Genomic DNA, 25,595 nt, shown 5'->3' on the forward strand with positions numbered 1-25,595 from the left:
CGCTGTGGGCCGATCGCTAAGATTCAGCCTTCAACTGATGGCTAGGTCGCTCGCGGTCTTCCCCGCCTCCAACGCCTCCACGAACCACTGCGGTTTGCGTCCACGACCGGACCAGGTGAGGGCCGGGTTTTCAGGGTGCCGATATTTCGCCACGGCAGGCGCGCGCGAGGATTTCGTCTCAGTGCCGACAAGTTCGGCTAGGGAGTAGCCCAGCTCCCGGGCGAGGGCTTCCACCTTGGCGCGGGCTTCCGCCTTCTGTCGATCCTCGAATGTGGCAATCGCCTTGGCGACGTCCTTCTGCATTTTCTTCAGCTCGCCGAGCGACAGTGCCTCGAGATCGTAATCAGCCATTGGTGCGCTCCGTGTCCTGAATGTCCCGGTATCGATAGCCCGTCGCGGCAGGGTGCCGCAACTCCCGGAAGGCTGGGGCAGGGGTGGCAAAGGCTGGTGATCGTCGTTTTGCCGCCAGTGAGGTGCTGAACTGGGGGTCAGCCTGTCCCGATGCGCAAGGTGACAGGGTCTGGCATGAGCTCCCCGCGCATCTCTGTCTCCTGGGCCATCCCTTCGACTGACAATCCCCTAATCCCGTTCGGTCTCTCGCGCGCAACCCCGCGTCAGTCCGGGCCGTGTTGCCCCTTCGGTGCTGCCCGCTCCACCCCGGTCCTCTGGGGGTTTCCGGCGTCCGTTCCGTCCACCGTGCACGCGTCACCCGACGGGCTTTTTCCGGGTCTTGTCGAAGGGACGGTCCCGAAGACAGGACACACAGGAGCTTACCATGCAGAACATCGTCATCCTCGCCGGCAACATCGGTCAGACCCCCGAAGTCCGCACCACCCAGGGCGGCACCAAGATCACCAACTTCAGCCTCGCCACCTCCCGCCCCCGCCTCTCGGAAGGCCGTGTGATGCGCGACGAGAACGGCTACCGGGTCATGGACACCGAATGGCACCGCATCACCTGCTTCAACGGTCTCGGCAAGACGGTCGCGGAGCATTGCGAAAAGGGGATGAAGGTCCTCGTCCACGGCCGCATCCACTACACCAAGTGGATCGACAGCATGGGGAACGACCGCTACGGCTGCGAGATCATCGCCGAGAAGGTCGACTTCCTCAGCCGCCCGAAGTCGGCCGAGACCGAAAACCCCGAGCTGGTCGACCGCGACGACGAGATCCCGTTCTGAAAAGAACGGGGTCTCCCCCTCAGGCCCGGCGGGGGAACCCGCCGGGTTACTCTACTCCCTGCACCAACGAAGGTTGGCCATATTGTCTTTTCGCAACCTTGAATTGCCGAAACTGGCTCACCAAATAGTGACTGCCCGCGGGAAATCGCTCACGGGTTTGGCCGTTGAACTTGTCAACTTCTTTATGGTGACCTGGCAGCACGATGCCGAACAGCATCGCCGAGACCAGAGCCAGACTGAATGAGACACTGAGCATAGCTCGGACCTCCACGGTTACATTATACCACCTCGCGTTTCGAGACCCGTGTCTGCGAGGCGTTCGGAAGTGAGACGCTGAACGTATGCGCTGACAGAAGGTGGCGTGCGTTCGGGGGACGCCCGGCCTAAAAACCGGAGCCCAGGGTCAGGGCCAGTCCTCCGAACTCTGCGATAAGGAGGCTGAATGCGGCTCGATTGGTTTAAGTCCAGAGGCTACCGCCATTTCGATCTGCCCGTTGGCGAGAAGTTCGCTAGGAAGGTAATGGACCCGAACTTCGTGATTCGGCACTCGTTTGTCCCGCTGCTTCACTACACGAAGTCCGAGAAACGCTACAAGAAATGCCCGAAGACCGGGAAACGGACGATCACCTCGAAGGATCGCCCGATCAAGTATGCATCGCACCGGGACGCCTGCATACTTTCGTTCTACGCCAGCGAAATAAACAAATTGCTGGATGCCCATTATGACGCCGCAGGTCTGTCCGATAGCGTTCTGGCCTATCGTGCCCTCGGTCGCGGCAACTACGATTTCTCGGCGGAAGTGCTTACGTTTGCCAAGACCCATGCTCCCGTCACGATCTTGGCGTTCGATGTCAGCAGTTTCTTCGACAATCTTGACCACACGCTCCTGAAGCGCCGCCTAAAGGCAGTGCTGGGCGTAACGTCACTTCCCGAACACTGGATGCGCGTATTTCGGGCGATCACCGCCTTCCACTACGTCGACATGGAAGAACTCAAGGCGAACGCCACGTTCTCCTCCCGGCTCAAGGGGAATGGTCGGGACCGGATCGCCAGCGTCGAAGAACTCAAGGCAAATGGCATCAAGTTTCACCCGAACCCCGAACTGGCAAAGGGGCATCGGCGAGGCATCCCTCAGGGCACCCCCATCAGCGCAGCAGCGTCGAACCTATACATGATTGACTTCGACAAGGCTGCACGCGCTTTCTGCGACAGCATCGGTGCGCTGTATCGCCGCTATTCGGACGACATCTTGGTGATCTGCGACCCTGCTCACGCCGCAGCAGCCGAAGCAGAGATCATGGATCTCATCAAGGCAGAGAAGCTGGATATCTCTCCGCACAAGACCGAAAGGACCGAGTTTACGGGCACGGGCGCCGTGGCGGGGAAAGCGGCACAGTACCTTGGCTTCGCGCTCCACGAGGCGGGGCCTGCAATTCGCGAAAGCTCCCTCGCTCGCCAATGGCGCAAGATGAAAAGAGCGATGCGTCGGACCCGCAAGATCGCCGAGCGAAATATTGCATCTGGAAAATCGACTAAGGCACACACCAAGCGCCTGTATCGCCGGTTCGCTCACCTGAAGGTGCGTGACGACGAAGGTGTTCGGATCGTGCGAAATTTTTCTTCCTATGGACGGCGCAGCGCCTCCGCATTCGGTGGTGACGAAAAGATCACTCAGCAGATCAAGCGGTTTGAACGTGCCGCGCTCCGTGAGATCCAGGAACTTAAGAAGATCAAGTAGACTTGCTCTTCCACTTATTGGACCAGATAGCGTTTTACTGATCGTGCATTCACATCGTCGCGGAAGTTAACGCGGCGGAGCCGGGCTTTGAGAGTGAGAGGAGTGCCGGTTTCCCGGTGACGGGTTGAGGGTTGGGAGAGTGGCTCCCGGCGCCCGTCGCGGGAGATAGCCGATGGGCGTTGTGGAAGTTCTGGATCCGGTCGCACCGGCGCGGGCAGGTGGCTGGAAAGTGGATGTGAGCCGGGGTGAGCGGAACGGGCGGGTGTCGTCCGAATGGTTCAACCGGCCCGATGACGAGCGGTATCTGTCGCTCGATGATCTCTGGGCCAATGTGAAGGGTCGCTCTGAGCGCAGCCGCAGCCGCGTGGTGCAAACAGCGGATATCCGCGTCGAGGCCGCGCGCGACAACCCCGAGCGGTTGCACCTGATGCTGCCGAAAGCCGAGGCGCCTGTCGCGCCGACGCATTGGGCCTTCGGCCAGCTTGCCAGCATCGTTGGCGCACCGGCCTCCTACCTGCGACAGCTGCCCGCGCCGTTGGCGGGGATCAACCTGCAATACGGCCTGACCAACCACCGCGCCGAGCAGGTGAAGACCTTCGAGACGGAAGATGGCCGCACCGAACTGCGCGCCGTGACCGGCCCCGACTACGGCCGCATCCATGACCATGAACTGGTCGAGGCGGTGCAGCGCATCGCGGGCAATGGCACGGGCGACACGCGCTGGAAGGTGCCGGGTGTGCTCGACTGGTCGACCGGGGTCTACAACCCCGATGTCGAAATCAGCCGCGACACGACCACGCTCTACGCCTCGGACCGCGATGTCTTCCTGTTCCTCGTCGACGATCACAACCCGATCGAGGCGGGCCGGTTGCCCGACGGCTCCCCCGATCTCTACTTCCGGGGCTTCTATTGCTGGAATTCCGAGGTGGGGGCAAAGACCCTCGGCATGGCGAGCTTTTACCTGCGGGCGGTGTGCCAGAACCGCAACCTGTGGGGCGTCGAGGATTTTCAGGAGATCCGGATCCGCCACTCGAAATACGCCGCCTCGCGCTTCGCCCACGAGGCGGCCCCGGCGCTGACGCGGTTTGCCAATTCCTCGCCGCAGGGCTTCGTGAATGGCATCAAGGCGGCGCGGCAGCAGATCGTGGCGCGGACGGATGAGGACCGGGATGATTTCCTGAGGAAGCGCGGCTTCTCGAAGGCTGAATCCGGCAGGATTATCGAAAAGGTGCTGATGGAAGAGGGCCGGCCGCCCGAAAGCATCTTCGATTTCGTGCAGGGCATCACGCGGCTTGCGCGCGACAAGACCCAGCAGGACGCCCGCCTCGACATGGAGGGGCGCGCCAAGAAGCTCCTCGACCGGGTCGGCTGACACCGGCCCGCCACTGCGACCGCCTGCATGCGCGGCGGTCGCACTTTCCCTTTCGACAAGCGCCCGAATGGACCTGCCCAGAAGTGGCCGGGGGCCTCGACGCGCGCAGTTCTGCGAGATCCCCATGACTCCCCAAGAAGAAACCATCGTCCTCGAGGCCCGTGACATCCTCGTTCGCTACCTCAGCCAGAACCCGGTCATCGGCAGCTGGCAGGCGCTGATGGACTATTGTGCTCTGACCGTCCGCGGGCCCATCGAACGCTTTCACGTCCTCTATCTCGACCGCAAGAACCGCATCATCTCCGATGAGCTTCTCTCAACCGGCACGGTCGATCACGTCCCGGTTTATCCGCGCGAAGTGATCAAGCGGGCGCTGATGCTGAACGCCAGCGCCCTGATCCTGATCCACAACCATCCCTCGGGCGATCCGACCCCGTCGGAAGCCGATCTCAGCATGACCAAGGAGATCCAGAAGGGGTGCAAGTATCTCGGCCTGACGCTGCACGACCACATCATCGTAGGCGCCGGGATGGAGCTGAGCCTGCGAGCTTTGGGCAAGCTCTGAGGGCCCGTCGGACCCATCGCCGCTGCCCCTTCGAGGAAGAGGGCGGCGGTTTGGTCTTTGACGGAAGAGGCGGGGAGAGAGGCTTCCCGCGCCGTCGGAGATTTCACTATGTTCGACTTGCCCCTGCCGATTCACCAGACCGCAGTCCCTCGGGGCTTCGTGCCGCCCTTTCGGTCGGGCGACGCTGACCCCAACCACCCCTTCGCCCTGACCCTGTCGCGCCGCGCACCGGCCGACCAGCTGTCGGGCCGGGCCGCGCCGCTGGTCCTCTCCCGTTTCGCGACTCTGGCGGACGCCATGCAGGGCGCGATCCACCATGCGGAGGCGGTGACCACGGACGCTGCGCCCCAGCTTCTGGCAATCCTCGACCGCGACGACCGCCTCGTGCTGGCCGGGGCCGCCAGCAACCACGCCGTCGCCTGGTGCCACCCGGTGACGAGCGCGGCGGAGGCGCGGGGCGTCGTGACCGAGGCGAGCCAGCTGCGCGGGCAGGCGGGCCGCGCGACTGCCTGGGGCGAGCCCGATCTGGCGCAACGGCTGCGCCACCGCGCCGATCTTCTGGATGCGCGTCTCGTCGACCCGCTCTGGCGCGCCTTTGCCGCCCGGGCGCTGCAGGTCGCGGCGTGACGCCCGAGAGGCAGAGAAGGGCAGGGGGGAATTGGAGCTTGTCCGGGGGAGAGAGATCGCCCGGCCCAACTCCGATCCCTTCCCCCCAACCGGAGACACCCAATGACCCTGACTGAACCCACCCTCGCGCCGCCGATGGCACCACCGACCGTCGACATGGGCCAGATCTTCGCGGCGCATGCCGAACGCGCGGCCCGGATCGAAGCGCTGCGCCCAGGCAACAAGGACCGCCTCTTCGATGGCCTGATGGCTGCCGGCATCACCCATGTCACCGTGACCTTTGACGGCGCCGGTGACAGCGGCCAGATGCGAAAGCATCGGCGCATGGTCCGGTGAGATCGCCGTCGATTTCCCCGCGACCGAGATCGAATACGCGGCGCTGACCTGGGACGACCCCGAGGTCGAGATGCGGCAGCTCTCGCTGGAAGATGTCGTCGAGCAGCTGGCCTACGACTTCCTCTCCGACACCCATGGTGGTTGGGAGAACAACGACGGCGCCTGGGGCGAGTTCTGCTTCGACGCTGCCGCCCGCTGCATCCATCTCGAGTTCAACGAGCGCTTCACCTCGTCCGAACTCTTCACCCATGATTTCTGAGGGGGCGGCGATGGCACACCCCTATCACCACGCCTTGTCCTCAGTGAAGAAATGGGGTGGCACGGTCGACGACTTCATCTCCGTGCACACCTGGTTCGACGCCAGCAAGGAGATCACGGCCGACTTCCGGCACCGGGCGCTGCGTCACCATGCCGAGGGCATCTTCATGGCCGAGACGATCTTCGGGACAACCCTGACCCTCTCGACCGGGCGCATCATCCCGACCCGCTGGGTCGGCGAGCAGCATGTTAAGGAAGACCTCGGCTTCATCCCGAGCTTTGCAGACTGGGTGAAGGCCATCCGGCCCGAGCCCTGGATGGGCCGGACCGCGAGGATCGAGGCGCTGGTCGATCCGCATCTTGCGTCTCCCGTGGTCGAGGTCACCTGAGATGACCGATCCGGCCTATCAGCGCCTCGGCCTTCCTGTGACGGCTTCGCCCTTCGCCGTCCTGCGCGCGGCGGTCCGGGCGCTGCACCCCGACACGCGCGTCGTGCGCGGCTTCCGGGCTGCGCGCAAGCGCTTCTATCGGCAGATGCTCTGCGCGCATGCCGCGCGACAGGCGGCGGGCGACAGTCCCACAGGCTGATCGCTCCCAACCATTCTTTCATCCCAATCCAGCGCCCGGCCTCTCGGCCGGGTCTTCCCCATTCAGGAGGTCCCCATGGCGGATTACTTCACCCACTTCTCATGCCTGCTCGATGTCGGCACCCCCGACAAGGCGGCCCGCGCGCTTGCGCTGTTCGAGGAACTCCGCGCCGCGGATCAGGACGCTGATGACGCGGAGGTCGCTGGCTTCGACTTAGTGCGCCAGCACACGCCCGAGGGCAGCACCCTCTGGATCCATGACGACGAGCACGGCGATGTCGAAGCCGTCATCCGCTTCGTGCTGCGCCTCGCCGAAGAGCTCGACCTCACCGGCCTCTGGGGGCTCCAGTACGCCCTGACCTGCTCCAGGCCGCGCCTCGACGCCTTTGGCGGCGGCGCGCATGTCATAGATCTCGGCGCCCGCAAATCCATCGGCTGGACCAGCAGCCTGGAATGGCTTGCCACTGCTCTGAACGGGGAGGACCCCCATGCCTGAGATCATCTGCACCACCGTCTACCAGTTCCCCGAACTCTCGGATGCGGCCAAGGAAAAGGCGCGCAGCTGGTATCGCGAGCTTGGCCCTCACGACGATTGGTGGGACGCGGTCTATGAGGATTTCCGGCGGGTCTGCGAGAGCCTCGGCATCCGCCTGAAGACCACGCCCGTCCGCCTGATGGGCGGGGGGACGAGGCAGAAACCCTGTATCTGGTTCTCCGGGTTCTGGAGCCAGGGCGACGGAGCGTCGTTCGAGGGCTACCTCAACCACGCCAAGGGCGCGGCCGCGAGTATCCGGGACTACGCCCCGACCGACGCGACGCTGCATGGCATCGCGGACCGGCTGCAGGCCATCCAGCGCCGGAACTTCTACCAGCTCGCCGCCGAGGTCAGCCATCGGGGCCGCTACTATCACGAATACACAATGTCGGTGGACGTCACTCGCGACAGCCCGTCTGGGCAGCCGCCGACCGCGGACGCGGAAGAAGTCGTGACCGAGGCGCTGCGTGATCTGGCCCGCTGGCTCTACCGCCAGCTTGAGGCTGAATACGACCACCTCACCTCGGATGAGGCAATCGAGGAGGGGATCATCGTCAACGATTACACGTTCACGGAAGCCGGGCGTCGCTTCGGGTAAGGGCGCACGGTTGAAAACTGTCAGAAAACTGCGTATGTTTCTGACAAAGGAGCGATCATGGAGCGCATGGCCGAGAGCATTATGAATGTCGCTACGACGTTGCCGGAGGGGGTACCCTTGGCAGCGAAGGGGCTTTTGCATCTCGGCTCGCGCGCGGCGGTTGATCAGACGCTGTCGCGTCTGGCTGCGCGCGGCGAGTTGATCCGTGCAGGACGCGGCATCTACATGCGCCCGGTCCAGACACGCTTTGGACCGCGTAGCCCGTCGGCTGAACAGGCGATTGAAGCGCTCGCTATGCAGCGGGGCGAGACGATCGTCCCGAGTGGCGCTGCTGCGGCAAACGCTCTGGGCCTCACGACACAGGTGCCGGTCAAGTCGGTTTACCTTACTTCCGGTCGAAGCCGCGTGCTGAGCCTTGGCCGGCAGGCAGTCGAACTGCGTCATGCGCCGCGTTGGCAGTTGGCCCTTGGGAGCAAGACCTCGGGCCAGGCCGTCCGTGCGCTGGCATGGCTCGGGCCGGATGAGGCTCCCAAAGCTCTTCAAATCCTGCGATCCAAGCTCACGGAGACGGCAAAGACTGAGCTGATGTCCGCCGCGCCGCAGTTTCCGACTTGGCTGGCACGATTAGTCGGAGAGATGGTCCATGGCTGAGGCATTCCTGCGCCTCAGCGGTAAGGACCGACTGGATGCTCTTGGTGTCGCGGCCGATCGGCTCGGCCGACCAGCCCATCTCCTCGAAAAGGACGTCTGGGTGGTCTGGGCGATCCAGCAATTGTTTGGATCGCCCATCGGCACAAACCTCGTCTTCAAGGGCGGCACCTCGCTGTCGAAGGCCTACCGGGTCATTGACCGGTTTTCCGAGGATGTGGATCTGACCTTCGATATCAGAGCGCTGATCCCGGATCTGCTGGAGGGCCGTGAAGACGCCATGCCCGCCACATCCAGCGAAGAGCGGCGCTGGTCGAAACGTGTTCGAAAGGCTTTGCCTGAATGGGTGGCCGGGACCATTCAGCCGATCCTGCAGCAGGCAATTGATCGGGAAGGGGTCGATGCCGGCCTTCGGATTGATGGCGACAAGCTGTTCATCGACTACCCGCACCTCGCCCAAGGCACTGGATACGTTTCTCCGAGCGTGATGCTGGAATTCGGCGCGCGTTCTACAGGAGAGCCCGCATCCCCACGCGATATCGTTTGCGATGCCGCGTCGGTGATCGAAGGCGTGGAGTTTCCCACTGCCCGCCCGCGCGTGATGCATGCGGAACGGACGTTCTGGGAAAAGGCGACAGCGATCCACGTCTTCTGTTTGCAAAACCGTATGCGAGGGGATCGCTTTTCTCGCCACTGGCATGATGTCGCCCGGTTGGACGATGCGGGCATCGCCGCTGCGGCCATCGAAGATCGCGCGCTTGCGACCGCTGTCGCCCGGCACAAGACGATGTTCTTTGCAGAGAAGGCGGCGGATGCCACGTGGATCGATTACGGAGCCGCAACCTGTGGCCAACTCCAACTGGCCCCAAGCGGTGCAGCCCTCGACGTTCTCGCTGACGATTATCGCCGGATGGCCGAGGACGGCCTGCTTGCAAAAACACCAGAGCCCTTTGGCGACTTGATGGACCGCTGCGCTGACATCGCGCGTAAGGCCAATGCAGCGTTCAAGCCTGACTGACCATCTTTTCGGAAGATTCCCGCTACTTATTTCCGTCGATCCATTTCGACATGAGCCCCTTGTCGCGGAAGCACTCTTCCGGAACGGCGCGCTGTTTGATCCGGGCAAGTTTCTCCGCGAAGGCCACCTGCTTTGAGGTCGGCAGCCGGTCCATGTCGGAGACCGGCTTCAGCTGGGCCTGAGCCTCAATCCAGACGCTCAAGGACCGGCGGTCCTGCTGAACCTCCCAGGGCAGAAGGGTCTGATTGCGCAGGGCGAGTGACCGCGCATAGGCGATCTGCTTCGGTGTCGCGGGCAGGGTGTATGTGGTGCTGTCCATCGGGAAACTCCCTTTCTGGCTTGGCCTTCAATATAGAACATAAAGAGAACAAATTCAAGCCAAGCGAACGGAACGCACCGGCTCAAGAGGGAAAGGAGGGTCGGGGACGATCAGGCCTGAGGGTGCCCGAGAGAGGGCGTCCGGGCCTGTCCCTGTCCCTCATTCCGGAGTTTCCCGATGACCTATCTCGCGCCTGTTGCGCCTTCCGTTCCTGTTCTCTCTCGCGATCCCGCGCCTGCGATCCTCGCCGTTGCCGAGGCGCTGCAGCCCGATCTGGCCCAAGGCTTCCAGATCGAAGCGCTGCGCCTGCGCGTAGAGATGGAGCGCGCCTTTGGCGGCTCCGATGCCGACGGCGCCTGGGACTGGAAGCTCGCCTATGAGGCGGGCGAGGTGGCGCTGATCCTCTTCCTGCGAAAGTTTGGCCGCGCGCTGCTGGCCCGTGCTGGATCGCCTGCGGCACTGCTGCCGATCCTTGCCAAGGTGGCGGGCCTCTTGCCGACGCATACCCGGCGCTCGGAGGAGATGGAGCGGTTCCAGCAATTCTCGACGCCGATGCCCATGGGGCTTGCAGCACTGGCCGCCGCACAGATCACGCCGCGTGACCTGGTCCTCGAGCCTTCGGCCGGGACCGGGCTTCTGGCGATCCTCGCTGAGATCGCGGGTGGCAGCCTCGCGCTGAACGAGTTGGCCGACACGCGCGCCGATCTTCTGCGCCTCCTCTTTCCGGGGTGCCCTGTCACCAGTTTCGACGCCGCACAGATCGACGATCACCTCGACGCGGGCTTGCGCCCGAGCGTCATCCTGATGAACCCGCCCTTCTCGGTTGTGGCCAATGTCGATGGCCGGACGACCGAGGCGACGGCCCGGCATCTGCGCTCGGCCCTAGCCCGGCTCGCGCCCGGCGGGCGTCTGGTGGCCATCACGGGGGCGGGTTTTGCGCCTGATGTCCCGGCTTGGGCCGAGACCTTCACACGCCTGACCGAGACCGCGCATCTGGTGTTCACGGGCGCTGTGTCCGGTGCCGCTTTTGCCAAGCACGGCACCAGCTTCGAGACCCGGATCTCGGTCTTTGACAAATGTCGCGGTGGCGAACGGGGTGGGATCACCGCCGATCTGGCTCGGGCGATGTCCGTCGATGCGCCGCAGCTCCTCACCCGGATCGTGGCCGAGTGCCCCCCGCGCCTCGAGTTGGAAGAGGGCGCGCTGCCTCGCCCCCAGCCCACTTCCCCTTTCCGGGAAAAACCAGCCCGTACGTCCGGCCCTCCCGCTCGACATTTGGGGGCAACGTCATCGGCCAGTGCCAATGCAATTGTCGCAGCGCCAGATGCCGAAGACCTCGGCTACACCCTGCGCGAGACGGCGGACGATCTCGGCGCCGCGCGCCTGTCGGACGCGATCTACGAGACCTTCCGCCTGCAGGCGATCGACATCCCCGGGGCGGCCCCGCACCCGACCAAGCTCGTGCAGTCGGCGGCGATGGCCTCGGTCGCGCCCCCGAAACCCTCCTATCGTCCGAAACTCCCGCCTGCCGTGCAGCGCGACGGTCTGCTCTCCGAGGCCCAGCTTGAGACCGTGATCTACGCGGGCGAAGCGCATGGTGCGTATCTCGCCGGATCATGGACCGTCGATGAGACCGGCGACATGGTCTCGGCCGCACCGGCGGATGCCCCTGACGCCATTCGCTTCCGTCGCGGCTTCTTCCTCGGCGACGGCACCGGCGCTGGCAAGGGCCGCCAGTCGGCCGGGATCCTGTTCGACAACTGGTGCCGCGGGCGCCGTAAGGCGCTCTGGATCTCGAAGAGCGACAAGCTCCTGGAAGATGCTCAGCGCGACTGGTCTGCCCTCGGCCAGGAGCGACTTCTGGTGACGCCCCTGTCACGCTTCGCGCAAGGCCGCGACATCCCGCTGACCGAGGGCATCCTCTTCACCACCTACGCAACGCTGCGCTCAGAAGAGCGGGGCGCCAAGAAATCCCGCGTCGACCAGATCGTTGACTGGCTCGGGGCGGATTTCGACGGGGTGATCCTGTTTGACGAAAGCCATGCCATGGCGAATGCCGCCGGGTCGAAGGGCGAGCGTGGCGACACCGAGGCGTCGCAGCAGGGCAGGGCGGGCCTGCGTCTGCAGCACAAGTTGCCCAATGCCCGCGTAGTCTATGTCTCCGCCACTGGGGCCACGACTGTCCACAATCTCGCCTATGCGCAGCGGCTTGGCCTCTGGGGCGGAGAAGACTTTCCATTCGCGACCCGCGCCGAATTCGTCGAGGCCATCGAAGCCGGCGGCGTTGCCGCGATGGAGGTTCTGGCCCGCGACCTGCGGTCGCTTGGCCTCTACACCGCCCGGTCGCTCTCCTACGATGGCGTCGAGTACGAGATGCTCGAGCATGCGCTGACGCCGGAGCAGCGCGGCATCTATGATGCCTATGCCGGGGCCTTCGCCATCATCCACAACAACCTTGCCGCCGCGATGGAGGCGGCCAACATCACGGGTGACAGCGGCACCTTGAACCGCCAGGCCAAATCCGCTGCGCGGTCGGCGTTTGAGTCTGCAAAGCAGCGCTTCTTCGGCCATCTGCTCACTTCTATGAAAACCCCCACCTTGATCTCCAGCATCGAGACCGATCTCGCGGCAGGCCACGCGGCGGTCATCCAGATCGTCTCGACCGGCGAGGCACTGATGGAACGCCGCCTGTCGGAGATCCCGACCGATGAGTGGAACGACATCCGCGTCGACATCACACCGCGGGAATACGTCCTGGACTATCTCGCCCATTCCTTCCCGGTGCAGCTCTACGAGCCCTTCACCGACAGCGAGGGCAATCTGTCGTCGCGGCCCGTGGTGCGCGATGGCCAGCCCGTCGAATGCCGCGAGGCCGCCCGCCGGCGTGATGCGCTGATCGAGAAGCTGGCCTCGTTGCCTCCCGTGCCGGGGGCTCTGGATCAGATCGTCCAGCGCTTCGGCACCGATCTGGTGGCTGAGGTCACGGGCCGGTCGCGCCGCATCGTGCGCAAGGGCGAGGGCCCTGCGGCGCGGCTTGTCGTGGAAAGCCGGGCGGGCTCGGCCAATCTCGCGGAAACCGCCGCCTTCATGGATGACCAGAAGCGCATCCTGATCTTCTCGGATGCCGGGGGCACGGGGCGCAGCTATCACGCCGATCTTGGGGCCAAGAACCAGCGCCTGCGGGTCCACTACCTCTTGGAACCCGGTTGGAAGGCTGACGCCGCGATCCAGGGCCTTGGCCGCACTAACCGCACCAACCAGGCGCAGCCGCCGCTCTTCCGCCCCGTCGCCACCGATGTGAAGGCGGAGAAGCGGTTCCTTTCGACCATCGCGCGCCGGCTTGACACGCTAGGGGCCATCACCCGGGGCCAGCGCCAGACCGGCGGGCAGGGGCTGTTCCGGCCCGAGGACAACCTCGAGTCGCCTTACGCCCGCGATGCCCTGCGCCAGCTCTACCGTCGCATCTATCGCGGCGATGTCGCGGGATGCTCGCTCGGAGCCTTCGAGGATGCCACCGGTCTCAGCCTGACCGATGACAACGGTCTGAAGGACAACCTACCGCCGATCACGACCTTCCTCAATCGCCTGCTTGCGCTGACGATCGACATGCAGGCCGTGCTCTTCTCGGCTTTCGAGGAATTGCTCGATCAACGGATCGAGGGGGCCATCGCTGCCGGGGTGTATGACCTCGGGCTTGAGACCCTGCGCGCCGAGAGCTTCCGCGTCACCGACGCTCGGGTGATCTACACCCATCCCGGCTCCGGCGCGGAGACCCAGCTCCTGACCATCGCAGAAAAGCGCCGCAACACGCCGACCGCGCTCGCAGATGCGCTTGACTGGCTCGATGATCCCAAAGCACGCCTTCTCGTCAACAGCCGCTCGGGCCGTGCCGCCGTGCAGGTGCCCGCCACCAGCTTAATGCTGGATGACGGCACCATCGAGCCCCGCTTGCGGCTGATCCGGCCGACAGAGGCCAGCACCGTCCCAGCTCGGATGATGGAGGACACCCACTGGCTGGAAGCAGACCGCGCAGCCTTCGCCGCCGCCTGGACCGCGGAACTGGCCGAGGTGCCGGAGTTCTCGGAATCCACGCTGCACATCGTGGCGGGGCTGCTGCTGCCGATCTGGAAGCAGCTCCCACAGGATGAAACCCGCGTCTACCGACTGCAAACCGACGATGGGCAGCGCATCATCGGTCGCCGTGTCTCGCCGTCTTGGGTCGCGACCACGTTGGCCGCTGACGCGCCGCAGCTGACAGCCGCACAGGTTCATGCCCTCGTTCTCGAAGGCAAGACCGTGGTGCGGCTGGCCGAAGGGATGGAGTTGCACCGCTCCCGCGTCATGGGCGTGAACCGGATCGAGCTCTCTGGCTTCACGGAAGCGGCGAAAGACCGACTCAAGGCTGACGGTTTCTTCTCGGAGATCATCAGCTGGAAGCTGCGCCTTTTCTGCCCGACGGACTCAGCCGGCATCGCCGTACTTGATCGTCTGCTTGCACGTTGTCCCGTGACGGGACTACATGCGCGCGGAGGTTGTTGACCCATGTATTCCGAGACCGAAGACCTCGTGCGCGATCTGGCAGAAAATGCCGAAGGCGTCTGTCGTGCCTACCTTCCCGCCGGACGGCGGGAAGGATCCTACTGGATCGTCGGCGATCTGCAGAACAACCCCGGCCGGTCACTCTTCGTGCGGTTGACGGGCCCTGCGTCGGGACCAGGGGCAGCGGGGAAGTTTACGGATGGGGCCACAGGCGAGCATGGCGATCTCCTGGACATCATCCGCGCCCGGACGGGGATCACGCGCTTCCCCGACCTTCTCGCCGAGGCCCGAGCGCATCTTGGCCGTCCGCAGCCGGTCGTCCCGGATAGGCAAGAGCCGAGGAAGGCCAAGGCGCCCGGTGGCACTCCTGCGGCGGCGCGCTTGTTTGCTGCCTCGAACCCGATCACAGGCACGCTTGCTGAGACCTACCTCCGTTCCCGAGGCATCACCCAATTCGGGGCGAACGGCGCCTTACGCTTCCACCCGAGGTGCTGGCATCGGGATGAGGGCCAGACCCGGAGCCTCCCAAGACCGGCGCTGATCGCCGCGGTTACCGATGGGGCAGGGACTTTGCAGGGGGTGCATCGCACCTGGCTCGCGCTTGACGGACAGGGGAAAGCGGCTGTCGAGACGCAGCGGCGTGCAATGGGCCACCTCCTCGGCAATGCCGTCAGGCTGACCCCGCATGACGACATCCTCGTGGTCGGCGAGGGCATCGAGACCATGCTGTCCCTTGTCGAGGCAGTGCCCGGCCTTCCCGTCTGGGCGGCACTCTCTTCGGGTCACCTCGGGGTGGTCCTGTTGCCGGAGGGGCTCAAGCGCCTTTACGTCGCGATCGATCGCGATCCGGCCGGGCAGCGCGCGGCAGAGAAGTTGAGCGCCAGAGCCTCCGAGGTCGGGGTGCGCGTGCGGGTGCTGGAGCCGCGGCTCGGGGATTTCAACGATGATCTTCGGGCGAACGGCAAGGACGCGCTGCGCCAGCATCTGGCAGGTCAGATCGGGCCAGAGGATCGGCATCGCCTATTGGGCTGAGCTGCATCGCGCAGGGGGGTCTGGGAGTGCGGGGCAGGGGTCACATCCCTGTCGTGGCTCTGGACCGTCGCCTGCGCCTCATCCCGCGCAATCTCATCCACCCGTCACCCGCACGGCCTTCAAGAGATGGGCAGGCGGCCGTCAAAGGGGCCGCCCCTTCAAGGACGGTGGGCGACTGATTTCCGCCGGCGGGGACGAGCCCCGCCTTTGCATCGCGAAAGACAAATCAGCCGCCCCCCGTCCTCCTCCACATGCGTTCCGGCCCCGAAGGCGGGGTGAAGGAGCGTCCCCCGTGACGGCTTTCGCAGCCCATGAAGGCCGCGCGGGTTGTCGCGCGGACGAGTTAAGGCCCGGAGGCAAGAACTGATGACGATCCACACCCACGACGACGCGTATGAACCCGCCCATACCGCATCCCAGACCGCCCATGCGCTCGACGAGCTGCAGCTCTATGGCTACCGCCCCTTTGACGAGCCCGATCCGCGCCCGATGCCCGACGGGCAGCGCCTCGCGGTCGCCGTCGCCGACATCTTCGACGCCCTCGTCGCGACCTTGGAAGACACCCGCATGGAACCCGACCTCGAAGAGGTGCTCTGGGGCCAGGTCAACCTCTTCCACCGCGCCACGGCCCGGATCGAGCGGTCGCTCGACGAGAACGAGCAGGCGCAGCGCCGCCTTCAGCGCGAGCAGGACGGCTCCGAGGTGAAATCCACCGAACTCGAGCGCCTGACGGCCGAAGGTCTGACACTGATCGAACGGCGCAACTGCATGGACATGATGCGCGATCACGCCGCCACCGAGTTCGTCCATCACACGGGATCGACCTGGCGCCCCCGCACCGGCTCGATGGTGAACCGCCAGCACATGACCGCGGCACTCATCGACAGCCGCGATTTCCTGGCCGCCAAGCGCCGCGCGGAAACCGAGGTGATGCTCCCCGCAGGCCCCAAAGTCGCGCTCACCGGTGGAACCGACTTCAACGATCACCGCCTGATCTGGGGCAAGCTCGACCAGGTCCGGACCAAACATCCCGACATGGTCCTTCTGCACGGGGGAAGCCCGAAGGGCGCGGAACTCATCGCCGCCAAATGGGCCGAAGCCCGGGGCGTGACGCAGGTGGCCTTCAAGCCCGACTGGAGCAAGCACGCCAAGGCCGCGCCTTTCAAGCGCAACGACGCGATGCTGGATGTGCTCCCCGTGGGTGTTCTCGTTTTCCCGGGCACCGGCATCCAGGAGAACCTCGCCGATAAGGCCAAAAAGCTCGGCATCCCGGTCATGAAGTTCGAGAAGGGGGCGTGAGCCCCTTTTTCCCATCGCGGGAAATCGAGGTGGAAGCGCACACTTCCACCTGATATTGTGTAGGAAACCTCAGTCGATCACTACATGTACCATAGCCCGATCCAGCTTGATGTCTTCCCGACCGACGTGCAGATGCGCCGGATTGATCCGGCGCGCAACATGCGTCGCTTCTATCGACTTAGCGTTCAGCGCGACCTATTCGGACGCGCAAGCCTCGTGCGCGAATGGGGACGAATTGGTTTCCGTGGGCAGATGATGGTCGAGACGCACCCTGATGAAGGCAAGGCCATCACCGCGTTGGTGAAGCTGGCAGCGGTGAAGAAGCGGCGGGGCTATGAGGCCCTGCACTTAGGCGATTAGTCTTGATCGCATTGATTGCGATGATTACACTCCTCTCAGGAGGATATCATGGCAAGCATTACCATCCGGAACCTTGACGATGACGTGAAGCGCCGCCTTCGCATCCGCGCAGCCGAGCATGGCCGTTCGATGGAAGAGGAGGCGCGCGAGATCTTGCGCCATGTCGTCGGCGAAGCGAAGCCATCCCACGATCTTGCCGCGGCCATCCGTGCACGGGTCGCGCCGCTGGGCGGCGTTGATCTCGACCTTCCGCAGCGAGAAGCCATGCGGGAACCGCCCGCGTTCGACCAGGCCTGACGCATGATCATCCTCGACACGAATGTAATCTCGGAGCTGTTGCGCCCGGCCCCGGAGCCCAAGGTTGAACACTGGCTTTCCGCTCAGGACGGGCTCAACGTCTATCTGACCTCGATATCGGAGGCAGAGCTGCGCTACGGCCTCGCGATCATGGGGAACGGCAAGCGCCGCGCCGCGCTGGTTGACGCCGTGGACCGTATCCTGCGCGAGGACCTCGCCGGTCGCATCCTGCCCTTCGACAGCGACGCCGCGCAGTCCTATGCCACCATCGCTGCCGCACGACGGTCCGCCGGGCGGCCGATCGCCCAGGCCGATTGCCAGATCGCCTCCATTGCCCACTCCCGTGGTGCCTCCGTCGCCACGCGCAACACGCCTGACTTCGAGGGCTGCGAGATCGACCTGATCAACCCCTGGACCGCCGCATGAACGCCGTTGAGATTGAACAAGCAGTTTCCGAACTCGCTGAGCAGCCTTTTGATGCGGCCGAGTTTCCCTATGCCTTCCTCATGGCCTTCGGCAACAAGGACACGACCATCAAGCGGCTGCGTACCGGCGCGTCGAACAAGTCCGATATCGGCGGCGTCCTTCAGACCAACAACATCCACCTGAAAACCTGCGCGCCGGGCGATATCGCGGCGACCCTGACCGCCCTTCGCGACAGCCCTGCCACGACCCGCGCCAAGGCGAAGTTCATCCTCGCCACCGATGGCATCGATCTGGAGGCCGAGGACATCACCACTGGCGAAACCATCGCCTGCCGCTACGCCGATTTCCCCGACCATTTCGGGTTCTTCCTGCCGCTCGCCGGTATCTCCACCGTCAAGCAGATCCGAGAGAGCGCCTTTGACATCCGCGCGACCAGCCGCCTCAACCGGCTTTATGTCGAACTGATCAAGGACAACCCCGACTGGGGCAGCGCCGACAAACGCCACGACATGAACCACTTCATGGCGCGGCTGATCTTTTGCTTCTTCGCCGAAGACACCGACATCTTTGTCAGCGACAACCTGTTCACCGCCACCATCGATCAGATGGCCAACCGCGACGGGTCGAACACGCACGAAGTGATTGGCGAAATCTTCCGCGCGATGAACACGCCCATCCCCAAGCGGGCCGAGGCCAAGCTGCCCCGTTGGGCCGACACCTTTCCCTATGTGAACGGCGGGCTGTTTTCGGGCAGCACCGATGTACCGCGCTTTTCCAAGATCGCGCAGCGCTACCTGTCCCATATCGGCAGCCTCGACTGGACGCAGATCAACCCCGATATTTTCGGCTCCATGATCCAGGCGGTCGCGGATGAAGAGGAGCGCTCGGTTCTCGGGATGCACTACACCTCGGTGCCGAACATCCTGAAGGTGCTGAACCCCCTCTTCCTTGATGATCTGCGGGCAGAGCTGGAAGCGGCGGGCGACAACGCGCGCAAGCTGGCCAATCTGCGCGCGCGCATGGCCAAGATCCGCGTGTTCGATCCCGCCTGCGGGTCGGGCAACTTCCTTGTCATCGCCTACAAGGAAATGCGCAGCCTTGAATATGAGATCAACAAGCGCCGGGGCGAGCCGCTGCGCCGCACCGACATTCCCCTGACCAACTATCGCGGGATCGAGTTGCGGGATTTCTCGGCCGAGATCGCGCGGCTGGCGCTGATCATCGCGGAATACCAATGCGACGTGACCTATCGCGGCCAGAAAGAGGCGCTGGCCGAGTTCCTGCCGCTGGACGCGCAGAACTGGATCACCTGCGGCAACGCCCTGCGGCTGGACTGGCTGTCGGTCTGCCCGCCCACGGGGACGGGGGTGAAGTTTCAGGCCGATGACCTGTTCATGCAGCCAGCGGATCAGGCGCAGATCGACTTCGCGAACGAAGGGGGCGAAACCTATATCTGCGGGAACCCGCCTTACAAAGGAAATGCCCGAAAGTCCGATGAACAAAAAGACGATATGAAAGCGCTACTCGATGGCCGCTTCGAGAAGTGGGGTCTCTTAGACTATGTCTGCGGATGGTTCGTGAAGGCATTTGAATTTTCCAAGGTCACGCCTGCGAGGTTTGCATTCGTTGCAACAAATAGTGTGGCCCAAGGTCAGCACGTCGCAAACTTCTGGCGGCCATTGTTTGATGATGGACTCAGGTTCTTCTTCGGGATTCGTTCGTTCAAGTGGTCCAACCTCGCCGCCAATGACGCCGGTGTTACTGTGGTCGTCGTTGGTGGGGCCTTGGACAAGGGTGACGCAGAACTATTCGATGGCGACATCAAAACAAAAGCGTCAAATATCAATGGTTATCTTCTCGCTCAACCTAACCATTGGGTGGCGAGCGCACGCAAACCAATTTCTGGACTGCCTTCAATGGTGAAGGGGAACTATTATGGCATGTCGGAACACTTGTTGCTCGACCGAGAAACGGCTGTCGTTTTAGGTGAGCAGGGTTTACCACAAAAAAATATCAGGAAGTTTTTCGGCTCAACAGAAGTCATCAACGCAAAGCACCGATACTGTCTCTGGTTTCCTGACGTTCCTGACGAACATGCATGTGATATACCTGAAATCATCAAGCGTTTGAATGATGGTGCTGCTAACAGGCAGAAGTCGAAAGATGCCGTTTCCAATGGCATGGTGAAACGTCCCCACCAATTTCGAGAAATGAACGAACCCAAAAGTGAAATGCTAGTGATTCCAGTCGTATCGTCGGAGAATCGCGATTATCTCCCTGTTGCACTCCTACGAAATGACTCCGTCATTTCGAATAAGTGTTTCGCCCTCTACGACGCCCCGCTCTGGAACATGGCGCTGATCGCCTCGCGCCTGCATTGGGTCTGGATAGGCACGGTCTGCGTGCGGATGCGAACCGATTTCAGCTATTCCAACACCCTAGGCTGGAACACTTTCCCTGTCCCTAAACTGACCGAAAAGAACCGCGCCGACCTGACAGCGGCGGCGGAAGGCATCCTTCTGGCCCGCGAGGCGCATTTCCCCGCCACCATCGCCGACCTCTATGACCCCGAAAAAATGCCCGCCAACCTGCGCGCCGCGCATGACCACAACGACGAGGTTCTGGAACGCATCTACATCGGCCGCCGCTTTCGCAACGACACCGAACGGCTGGAAAAGCTGTTCGAGATGTACACGAAGATGACGACGAAGGTGAGCGCATGAAGCTGCAGCGTGTCGCCTATGCCGATCTCAACTCACGGCAGAAAGAGAACTACAACTTCCAGAAGGTCGCCGGGCGGCTGGCGGATTACGGTTTCAACAGCATCCGCCTGACCGATGATTGGCAGGGCGCGGATTTCATCGCCGTGCATATCGACGGCGAAACCTTCCTGAAAATTCAGCTCAAAGGGCGCCTTGTCATCGACCGGAAATACACCGGCAAGGGCATTCACATCGCCTTTCTTCACGGCGACGATCTCTATCTCTACGATCATGATGCCCTGGTCGGCTTCATGGAAGCGAATGACAAGATCGGGGCGGACAGCGTCACCTGGCATGAGAAGGGCTTTCGCAGTTGGCCAAGCCCGCCGGCTTGGGCCATCAGCTATTTGAACGAGTACAGGATTTCGCAATGACCAAAGGTGTTCCCTCCGTCTCTGTCAAATACGCCGCCAACGGCAGCTCGACCAAGTCGAACGAACTGGGCATGCGCGCAATGCAGGAACGCGCCTATGAAAAACGGGGCGAGCAATACCTGCTGATCAAGTCGCCCCCGGCCTCGGGCAAATCCCGCGCGCTGATGTTCATCGCGCTCGACAAGCTGCACAATCAGGGCCTGCGTCAGGCCATCGTCGTGGTGCCGGAGAAATCCATCGGGTCCAGCTTCAACGACGAGCCGCTGAGCAAGTATGGCTTCTGGGCCGATTGGACGGTGCAACCGCAATGGAACCTGTGCAACGCCCCCGGCGGGGATGACGGCAAGGTCGGCGCCGTGGGCAAGTTTCTGGCCAGCGACGACAAGGTGTTGGTCTGCACCCACGCCACGTTCCGTTTCGCCGTCGACAAGTTCGGGATCGAGGCCTTCGATGATCGCTTGATCGCGGTGGACGAATTCCACCACGTCTCGGCCAACCCCGACAACAAGCTGGGCACGCATCTGGGCGCGCTGGTCGCCCGCGACAAGGTGCATCTGGTGGCGATGACCGGATCGTATTTCCGCGGCGATGCCGAGGCGGTTCTGTCGCCCGAGGACGAGGCGCGGTTCGACACGGTCACCTATACCTATTACGAGCAGCTGAACGGGTACAAATACCTGAAGTCGCTCGACATCGGGTATTTCTTCTATTCCGGGTCCTACGCCGACGACATCCTCAAGGTGCTGGACCCGACTGAGAAAACGATCCTGCACATCCCGAACGTGAACTCACGCGAGAGCACCAAGGACAAGCACCGCGAGGTCGAGCACATCATCGACGCTTTGGGCGACTGGCAGGGCACCGACCCCGCCACCGGGTTTCAACTGGTCAAGACGCCCGAGGGGCGGGTGCTGCGCATCGCCGATCTGGTGGATGATGAGCCCGCCAAGCGCGACAAGGTTTCAGCCGCGCTGAAGGACCCCGCGCAGAAGAACAACCGCGACCATGTCGACATCATTATCGCCCTGGGGATGGCGAAGGAAGGGTTCGACTGGATCTGGTGTGAACACGCCCTGACGGTAGGCTACCGCGCCAGCCTGACCGAGATCGTGCAGATCATCGGCCGCGCCACCCGCGACGCCGAGGGCAAGACGCGTGCGCGCTTCACCAACCTGATCGCCGAGCCTGATGCCGCGGCCGAGGCCGTGACCGAGGCGGTCAACGACACGCTGAAAGCGATCGCCGCGAGCCTGCTCATGGAGCAGGTGCTGGCCCCGCGTTTCAACTTCACGCCCAAAACCGTGAAAAGCGGCCCTGTCGAAGGGTTCGATTACGGCGAGGGCGGCTATGATCCCAACAAGGAAAATGTCGGCTTCAACGAGGCCAGCGGGCAGTTCCAGATCGAGATCAAGGGCCTGGTCGAACCCAAGAGCAAGGAAGCCAAGCGCATCTGCCAGGAAGACCTCAACGAGGTGATCACCGCTTTCGTTCAAGACAAGACCACGATCGAACGCGGGCTCTTCGATGAAGAGCTGGTGCCTGAGGAACTGACGCAGGTTCGCATGGGAAAGATCGTCGGAGCAAAGTTCCCGGAGCTGGACGCCAAGGATCAGGAAGCCGTGCGCCAGCATGCGGTGGCCGCGCTGAACCTGACCCAGAAAGCAAAGGAGATCGCTCTTTCGAGCGGCGAAGATACGCAGACTACGGGAAACACCGCTCTGATCGACGGGGTGCGCAAATTCGCCATGGATGTGCGTGAGCTCGACATCGACTTGATCGACCGGATCAACCCCTTCGGCGAAGCCTATTCGATATTGGCAAAGACGATGAGCGAGGAAAGCCTTCGGCAGGTTCAGGCCGTGATCTCGGCGAAGAAGGTGCAACTGTCACCGGACGAGGCGCGCGATCTGGCGAAGCGCGCTGTCAAATTCAAGCAGGAGCGGGGCCGTCTGCCATCCATCACATCGCCTGATCCATGGGAGAAGAAAATGGCCGAAGGCGTGGCCTATCTCGCCCGCATGAAGCAGGAGGCTGCCAATGGCTAAGGGTTTCACCGACGAAGACGATGCCCTTCTTGCTGAGCTTGGCGTCGAGGTCGAAGTCAAGAAGCAGCTCAGCCGCACACCACGCGAAGAACGCATCATCGCAGGCTTTGAAGAGATCCTTCGGTTCGCCGATGAATTCGGTCGCCCGCCACAGCACGGTGAAGACCGAGATATCTTCGAACGTCTCTATGCAGTGCGTCTCGATCGGATCCGCGACTTACAGGAATGCCACGATCTCGTCGGGCCCTTTGACAAACACGAACTTCTGTCAGAGGGCCCGACGCTCGTAGCGACGGACACGGATGAGCTCGATGATGACGCGCTTCTGGCGGAACTGGGTGTGGCGGTAGATGCATCCCCGCTTACCGAATTGAAGCATGTCCGCTCTACCGCTGAGAAAAAGGCCGCCGACGAGGTCGCCAACCGTGAAAAATGCGAAGATTTCTCAAAGTTCAAGCCATTGTTCGAGATGGTCCAAAAGGAACTGGACACCGGTTTGCGCGAAACGCGCCCTTTCGAGATGAAAGCGGAGATCGAGAAGGGCCGCTTTTTCATCGTCGGCGGTCAGAAAGCCTATGTTGCTGAAAAGGGTGAGACCATTACGAATGAACAAGGTCGTACGGATGCACGGCTGCGGGTAATCTTTGATAACGGCACCGAGAGCAATATGCTGATGCGCTCGCTCCAGCGCGCGTTGAACAAGGACGACGCCGGACGCCGGATCACTGACCCATCGGCAGGCCCGCTTTTTTCGGACCAGACCATCGATGGCGATGAGGCGAGCGGGATCATCTATGTGCTTCGTAGCAAGTCAGATCATCCGCTTGTTACAGAAAACCGGGAACTGGTGCACAAGATCGGCGTCACCAATATGAGCGTCGAAAAGCGGATCGCTGGCGCGCATTTGCAACCGACATTCTTGATGGCGAATGTCGAGGTGGTTGCGACATACGAGCTCTACAACATCAACCGGTCCAAGCTGGAAAACCTGATCCACCGCATTTTCGAACCGGCACGGCTCGAAATCGAGATCATGGATCGCTTTGGACGGCCTGTGGTCCCACGAGAATGGTTCCTCGTACCTCTCTTTGTCATAAACGATGCTGTGGAGAAGATCAGGGACGGCACAATAACCAGCTATCGCTATGATCCCCACGCTGCCGAACTCAAACGGATTTCGGGGTAGGTTGGGCGATGGATCGGGACAGTCACACGCGTCGAGGGAAATGGTCAGAGGCAGGCGTCCCGAAAAAAGGCTGGACCTGTGTCGGGGTCGAAGACTTGGAAGAGCCCAGCCAACTCTGCGAGATGTGTGACAGCGCCGAAATCCGGTATGCTCATATCATGGAGCATCCAGACTATCCCGGTTCGCTTCAAGTCGGCTGTGTTTGTGCTGAGCACATGGAAGAGGACTACAAGCGGCCCCGGGAGCGGGAGAAGCGTCTCCGAAATTCCGCACGTCGCCGTGCTGCATGGCCTTCTCGAAAATGGCGCACATCCAGACAAGGCAACCTTTACATCAACACGGACGGGTTCAATCTTACGGTGTATCGGGCAGGCGCCGGATGGACAGTGCGTGTCCTGAGAAGGGCATCGGGAGCTGCTCAGATTGGTAGGAAGGCATATTCAACTGAAAGCGATGCAAAGCTTGCCGCGTTCAATGCGCTTCTTTGGGCAAAGGATCACCTATAGCCATGCCCTTCCCGCTATCGCCCCAGAGCATTGACGCCATCGCCGACATTATCAGCGGCGGTGGGGGCAATGACACGTCGCCTCCCATAGGGATCTATCGCAGCGGTGCGAAGATCGAGAAATTCATGCGCGCCTGCAATGTGGCCTTCACGGTGAATGGCTCCCGCGTGCCGTCATTGGTGCAGTGCCTTATCAATCTCAACAATGGCTTCGAAGCCGATCAAGCGCTCCCGAGGATCATCGAGGCTGCCGCTGACCCCCGCGACTTTATCCATGAGCCCGAGCGCCATATCGCCGTGCTCGATCATCTTAACCGCGCGCTGCGCTTCGACGGCTTCGAGGTTCAGCAGCAGGGCGGGCGGATGCGGCTTGTCGAGGCGGGCAAGAATGTCCCCGTCCTGGCGGAGCTGGCCGGGCTGTCCGAGGTGATCGACTTCGACACGGTGAGCCGCGATCTCGACCGCGCCCTCGCCAGCAGCCAGACCGACCCCGAAGATGCCGTCACCGCCGCGTGCAGCACGGTCGAGAGTGTCTGCCGGTCGATCCTCATCGAGCTGGGCCAGCCACTCCCTTCCAAAAAGGATGTGCAGGGGCTCTACAACGCCGTGAAGCAGCCACTCGGTTTGTCCCCTGACCGGTCTGACATCGAGCCCCTGATCGCAGGTGATGTGCGACAAATCCTTTCCGGCTTGGCCACGGTCATCGGTGGGATCGGTGCTCTACGCACCCACGGCGGCGACGCCCACGGCCGCGAGAAGGGCTATGCGCGTATCGACGCACGGATTGCCCGTTTGTCGATCCATGCCGCCAGTACGGCCGCCCTCTTCCTCATCGAGACCTGGCAACGGAAATTTCCTGCTCGTCCGCTTCCAAGAGCCGACGATAGATAAGGGTAACGGCTAGTTTCATCCTGTCAGTAGCGCCGGTCTTGGCCGGTCGTTTCTGCTTCGATTTTGACGGTAGATAAATGTCTCCGCGCCCGTGTCCC

At 62.8% G+C, this 25,595-nt stretch carries 24 protein-coding genes and 1 pseudogene; 23 read left to right on the top strand and 2 right to left on the bottom strand.

Annotated features, from left to right (window positions below):
- Positions 1–30: 30 nt before the first annotated feature.
- Positions 31–351: an H-NS histone family protein gene (locus tag G9Q80_RS06330; protein WP_088716154.1), complete on the bottom strand. Its 321-nt coding sequence runs from the start codon at positions 349–351 to the stop codon at positions 31–33.
- A 424-nt stretch (positions 352–775) separates the two neighbouring features.
- Between G9Q80_RS06330 and G9Q80_RS06335 the strand changes: the two genes are divergently transcribed.
- The 12 genes and pseudogenes from G9Q80_RS06335 to G9Q80_RS06390 all read left to right on the top strand — a co-directional run bounded on the left by G9Q80_RS06335 (position 776) and on the right by G9Q80_RS06390 (position 9,462).
- A complete protein-coding gene (locus tag G9Q80_RS06335) occupies positions 776–1,180 on the top strand; it encodes a single-stranded DNA-binding protein (protein ID WP_088716153.1) in 405 nt (134 codons plus the stop codon).
- A gap of 442 nt (positions 1,181–1,622) precedes the next feature.
- Complete coding sequence (locus G9Q80_RS06340) at positions 1,623–2,918, top strand: reverse transcriptase/maturase family protein (protein ID WP_088716151.1); 1,296 nt, start codon at positions 1,623–1,625, stop codon at positions 2,916–2,918.
- Between the two features lie 172 nt (positions 2,919–3,090).
- Positions 3,091–4,290, top strand: coding sequence for a DUF932 domain-containing protein (locus G9Q80_RS06345; RefSeq protein WP_088716150.1), 1,200 nt, complete (start codon positions 3,091–3,093; stop codon positions 4,288–4,290).
- Between the two features lie 124 nt (positions 4,291–4,414).
- Complete coding sequence (locus tag G9Q80_RS06350; RefSeq protein WP_088716149.1) at positions 4,415–4,855, top strand: JAB domain-containing protein; 441 nt, start codon at positions 4,415–4,417, stop codon at positions 4,853–4,855.
- Between the two features lie 108 nt (positions 4,856–4,963).
- Positions 4,964–5,482 carry a DNA repair protein RadC gene (locus G9Q80_RS06355; RefSeq protein WP_088716148.1) on the top strand — a complete coding sequence of 173 codons (519 nt, stop codon included), beginning with the start codon at positions 4,964–4,966 and terminating at the stop codon, positions 5,480–5,482.
- A gap of 102 nt (positions 5,483–5,584) precedes the next feature.
- Positions 5,585–6,077: pseudogene (locus tag G9Q80_RS06360) on the top strand (DUF6878 family protein).
- A gap of 10 nt (positions 6,078–6,087) precedes the next feature.
- The gene (locus tag G9Q80_RS06365) at positions 6,088–6,465 is read left to right on the top strand and encodes a DUF6915 family protein (protein ID WP_088716147.1); all 378 of its coding nucleotides are present in this window, start codon (positions 6,088–6,090) and stop codon (positions 6,463–6,465) included.
- A 1-nt stretch (position 6,466) separates the two neighbouring features.
- Positions 6,467–6,664, top strand: coding sequence for a hypothetical protein (locus tag G9Q80_RS06370; RefSeq protein WP_088716146.1), 198 nt, complete (start codon positions 6,467–6,469; stop codon positions 6,662–6,664).
- Between the two features lie 75 nt (positions 6,665–6,739).
- Positions 6,740–7,159: a hypothetical protein gene (locus tag G9Q80_RS06375; protein ID WP_088716145.1), complete on the top strand. Its 420-nt coding sequence runs from the start codon at positions 6,740–6,742 to the stop codon at positions 7,157–7,159.
- Positions 7,152–7,796: a DUF8835 domain-containing pootine gene (locus G9Q80_RS06380; RefSeq protein ID WP_088716144.1), complete on the top strand. Its 645-nt coding sequence runs from the start codon at positions 7,152–7,154 to the stop codon at positions 7,794–7,796. The genes G9Q80_RS06375 and G9Q80_RS06380 overlap by 8 nt, the downstream gene beginning before the upstream one ends.
- A gap of 57 nt (positions 7,797–7,853) precedes the next feature.
- The gene (locus tag G9Q80_RS06385) at positions 7,854–8,447 is read left to right on the top strand and encodes a DUF6088 family protein (RefSeq protein ID WP_088716143.1); all 594 of its coding nucleotides are present in this window, start codon (positions 7,854–7,856) and stop codon (positions 8,445–8,447) included.
- Entirely contained in the window at positions 8,440–9,462 is a 1,023-nt protein-coding gene (locus G9Q80_RS06390) for a nucleotidyl transferase AbiEii/AbiGii toxin family protein (RefSeq protein ID WP_088716142.1), read from the top strand. Before G9Q80_RS06385 ends, G9Q80_RS06390 begins: the two co-directional genes overlap by 8 nt.
- Positions 9,463–9,484: 22 nt before the next feature.
- On the opposite strand, the gene G9Q80_RS06395 is transcribed toward G9Q80_RS06390, so the two are convergent.
- Positions 9,485–9,781, bottom strand: a complete 297-nt coding sequence (locus G9Q80_RS06395; RefSeq protein WP_088716141.1) for a hypothetical protein — start codon at positions 9,779–9,781, stop codon at positions 9,485–9,487.
- A gap of 177 nt (positions 9,782–9,958) precedes the next feature.
- On the opposite strand from G9Q80_RS06395, the gene G9Q80_RS06400 reads away from it, so the two are divergent.
- The 11 genes from G9Q80_RS06400 to G9Q80_RS06455 all read left to right on the top strand — a co-directional run bounded on the left by G9Q80_RS06400 (position 9,959) and on the right by G9Q80_RS06455 (position 25,497).
- Positions 9,959–14,320 (top strand): strawberry notch family protein, encoded by a 4,362-nt coding sequence (locus G9Q80_RS06400; RefSeq protein WP_088716140.1) that lies wholly within the window; start codon positions 9,959–9,961, stop codon positions 14,318–14,320.
- 3 nt (positions 14,321–14,323) lie between these two features.
- Entirely contained in the window at positions 14,324–15,352 is a 1,029-nt protein-coding gene (locus G9Q80_RS06405) for a DUF7146 domain-containing protein (protein ID WP_088716139.1), read from the top strand.
- A gap of 366 nt (positions 15,353–15,718) precedes the next feature.
- A complete protein-coding gene (locus tag G9Q80_RS06410; RefSeq protein ID WP_088716138.1) occupies positions 15,719–16,651 on the top strand; it encodes a DUF2493 domain-containing protein in 933 nt (310 codons plus the stop codon).
- A gap of 84 nt (positions 16,652–16,735) precedes the next feature.
- Entirely contained in the window at positions 16,736–17,011 is a 276-nt protein-coding gene (locus tag G9Q80_RS06415) for a WGR domain-containing protein (RefSeq protein ID WP_088716137.1), read from the top strand.
- 48 nt (positions 17,012–17,059) lie between these two features.
- The gene (locus G9Q80_RS06420; protein ID WP_054540688.1) at positions 17,060–17,308 is read left to right on the top strand and encodes a FitA-like ribbon-helix-helix domain-containing protein; all 249 of its coding nucleotides are present in this window, start codon (positions 17,060–17,062) and stop codon (positions 17,306–17,308) included.
- 3 nt (positions 17,309–17,311) lie between these two features.
- On the top strand, positions 17,312–17,734 hold the full coding sequence (locus tag G9Q80_RS06425; RefSeq protein ID WP_088716136.1) for a type II toxin-antitoxin system VapC family toxin: 423 nt from the start codon (positions 17,312–17,314) through the stop codon (positions 17,732–17,734).
- Positions 17,731–20,457 carry a DNA methyltransferase gene (locus tag G9Q80_RS06430; RefSeq protein WP_088716135.1) on the top strand — a complete coding sequence of 909 codons (2,727 nt, stop codon included), beginning with the start codon at positions 17,731–17,733 and terminating at the stop codon, positions 20,455–20,457. The genes G9Q80_RS06425 and G9Q80_RS06430 overlap by 4 nt, the downstream gene beginning before the upstream one ends.
- Entirely contained in the window at positions 20,454–20,870 is a 417-nt protein-coding gene (locus G9Q80_RS06435) for a hypothetical protein (protein ID WP_088716134.1), read from the top strand. The genes G9Q80_RS06430 and G9Q80_RS06435 overlap by 4 nt, the downstream gene beginning before the upstream one ends.
- Entirely contained in the window at positions 20,867–22,915 is a 2,049-nt protein-coding gene (locus tag G9Q80_RS06440; protein ID WP_088716133.1) for a pseudomurein-binding repeat-containing protein, read from the top strand. The genes G9Q80_RS06435 and G9Q80_RS06440 overlap by 4 nt, the downstream gene beginning before the upstream one ends.
- Positions 22,908–24,101, top strand: a complete 1,194-nt coding sequence (locus G9Q80_RS06445) for a GIY-YIG nuclease family protein (RefSeq protein ID WP_088716132.1) — start codon at positions 22,908–22,910, stop codon at positions 24,099–24,101. Before G9Q80_RS06440 ends, G9Q80_RS06445 begins: the two co-directional genes overlap by 8 nt.
- Positions 24,102–24,609: 508 nt before the next feature.
- Complete coding sequence (locus tag G9Q80_RS06455) at positions 24,610–25,497, top strand: abortive infection family protein (RefSeq protein WP_088716130.1); 888 nt, start codon at positions 24,610–24,612, stop codon at positions 25,495–25,497.
- Positions 25,498–25,595: the final 98 nt, after the last annotated feature.

This window comes from Mameliella sp. LZ-28 (assembly GCF_012274245.1).
In the GTDB taxonomy this organism is placed as follows: domain Bacteria; phylum Pseudomonadota; class Alphaproteobacteria; order Rhodobacterales; family Rhodobacteraceae; genus Antarctobacter; species Antarctobacter albus.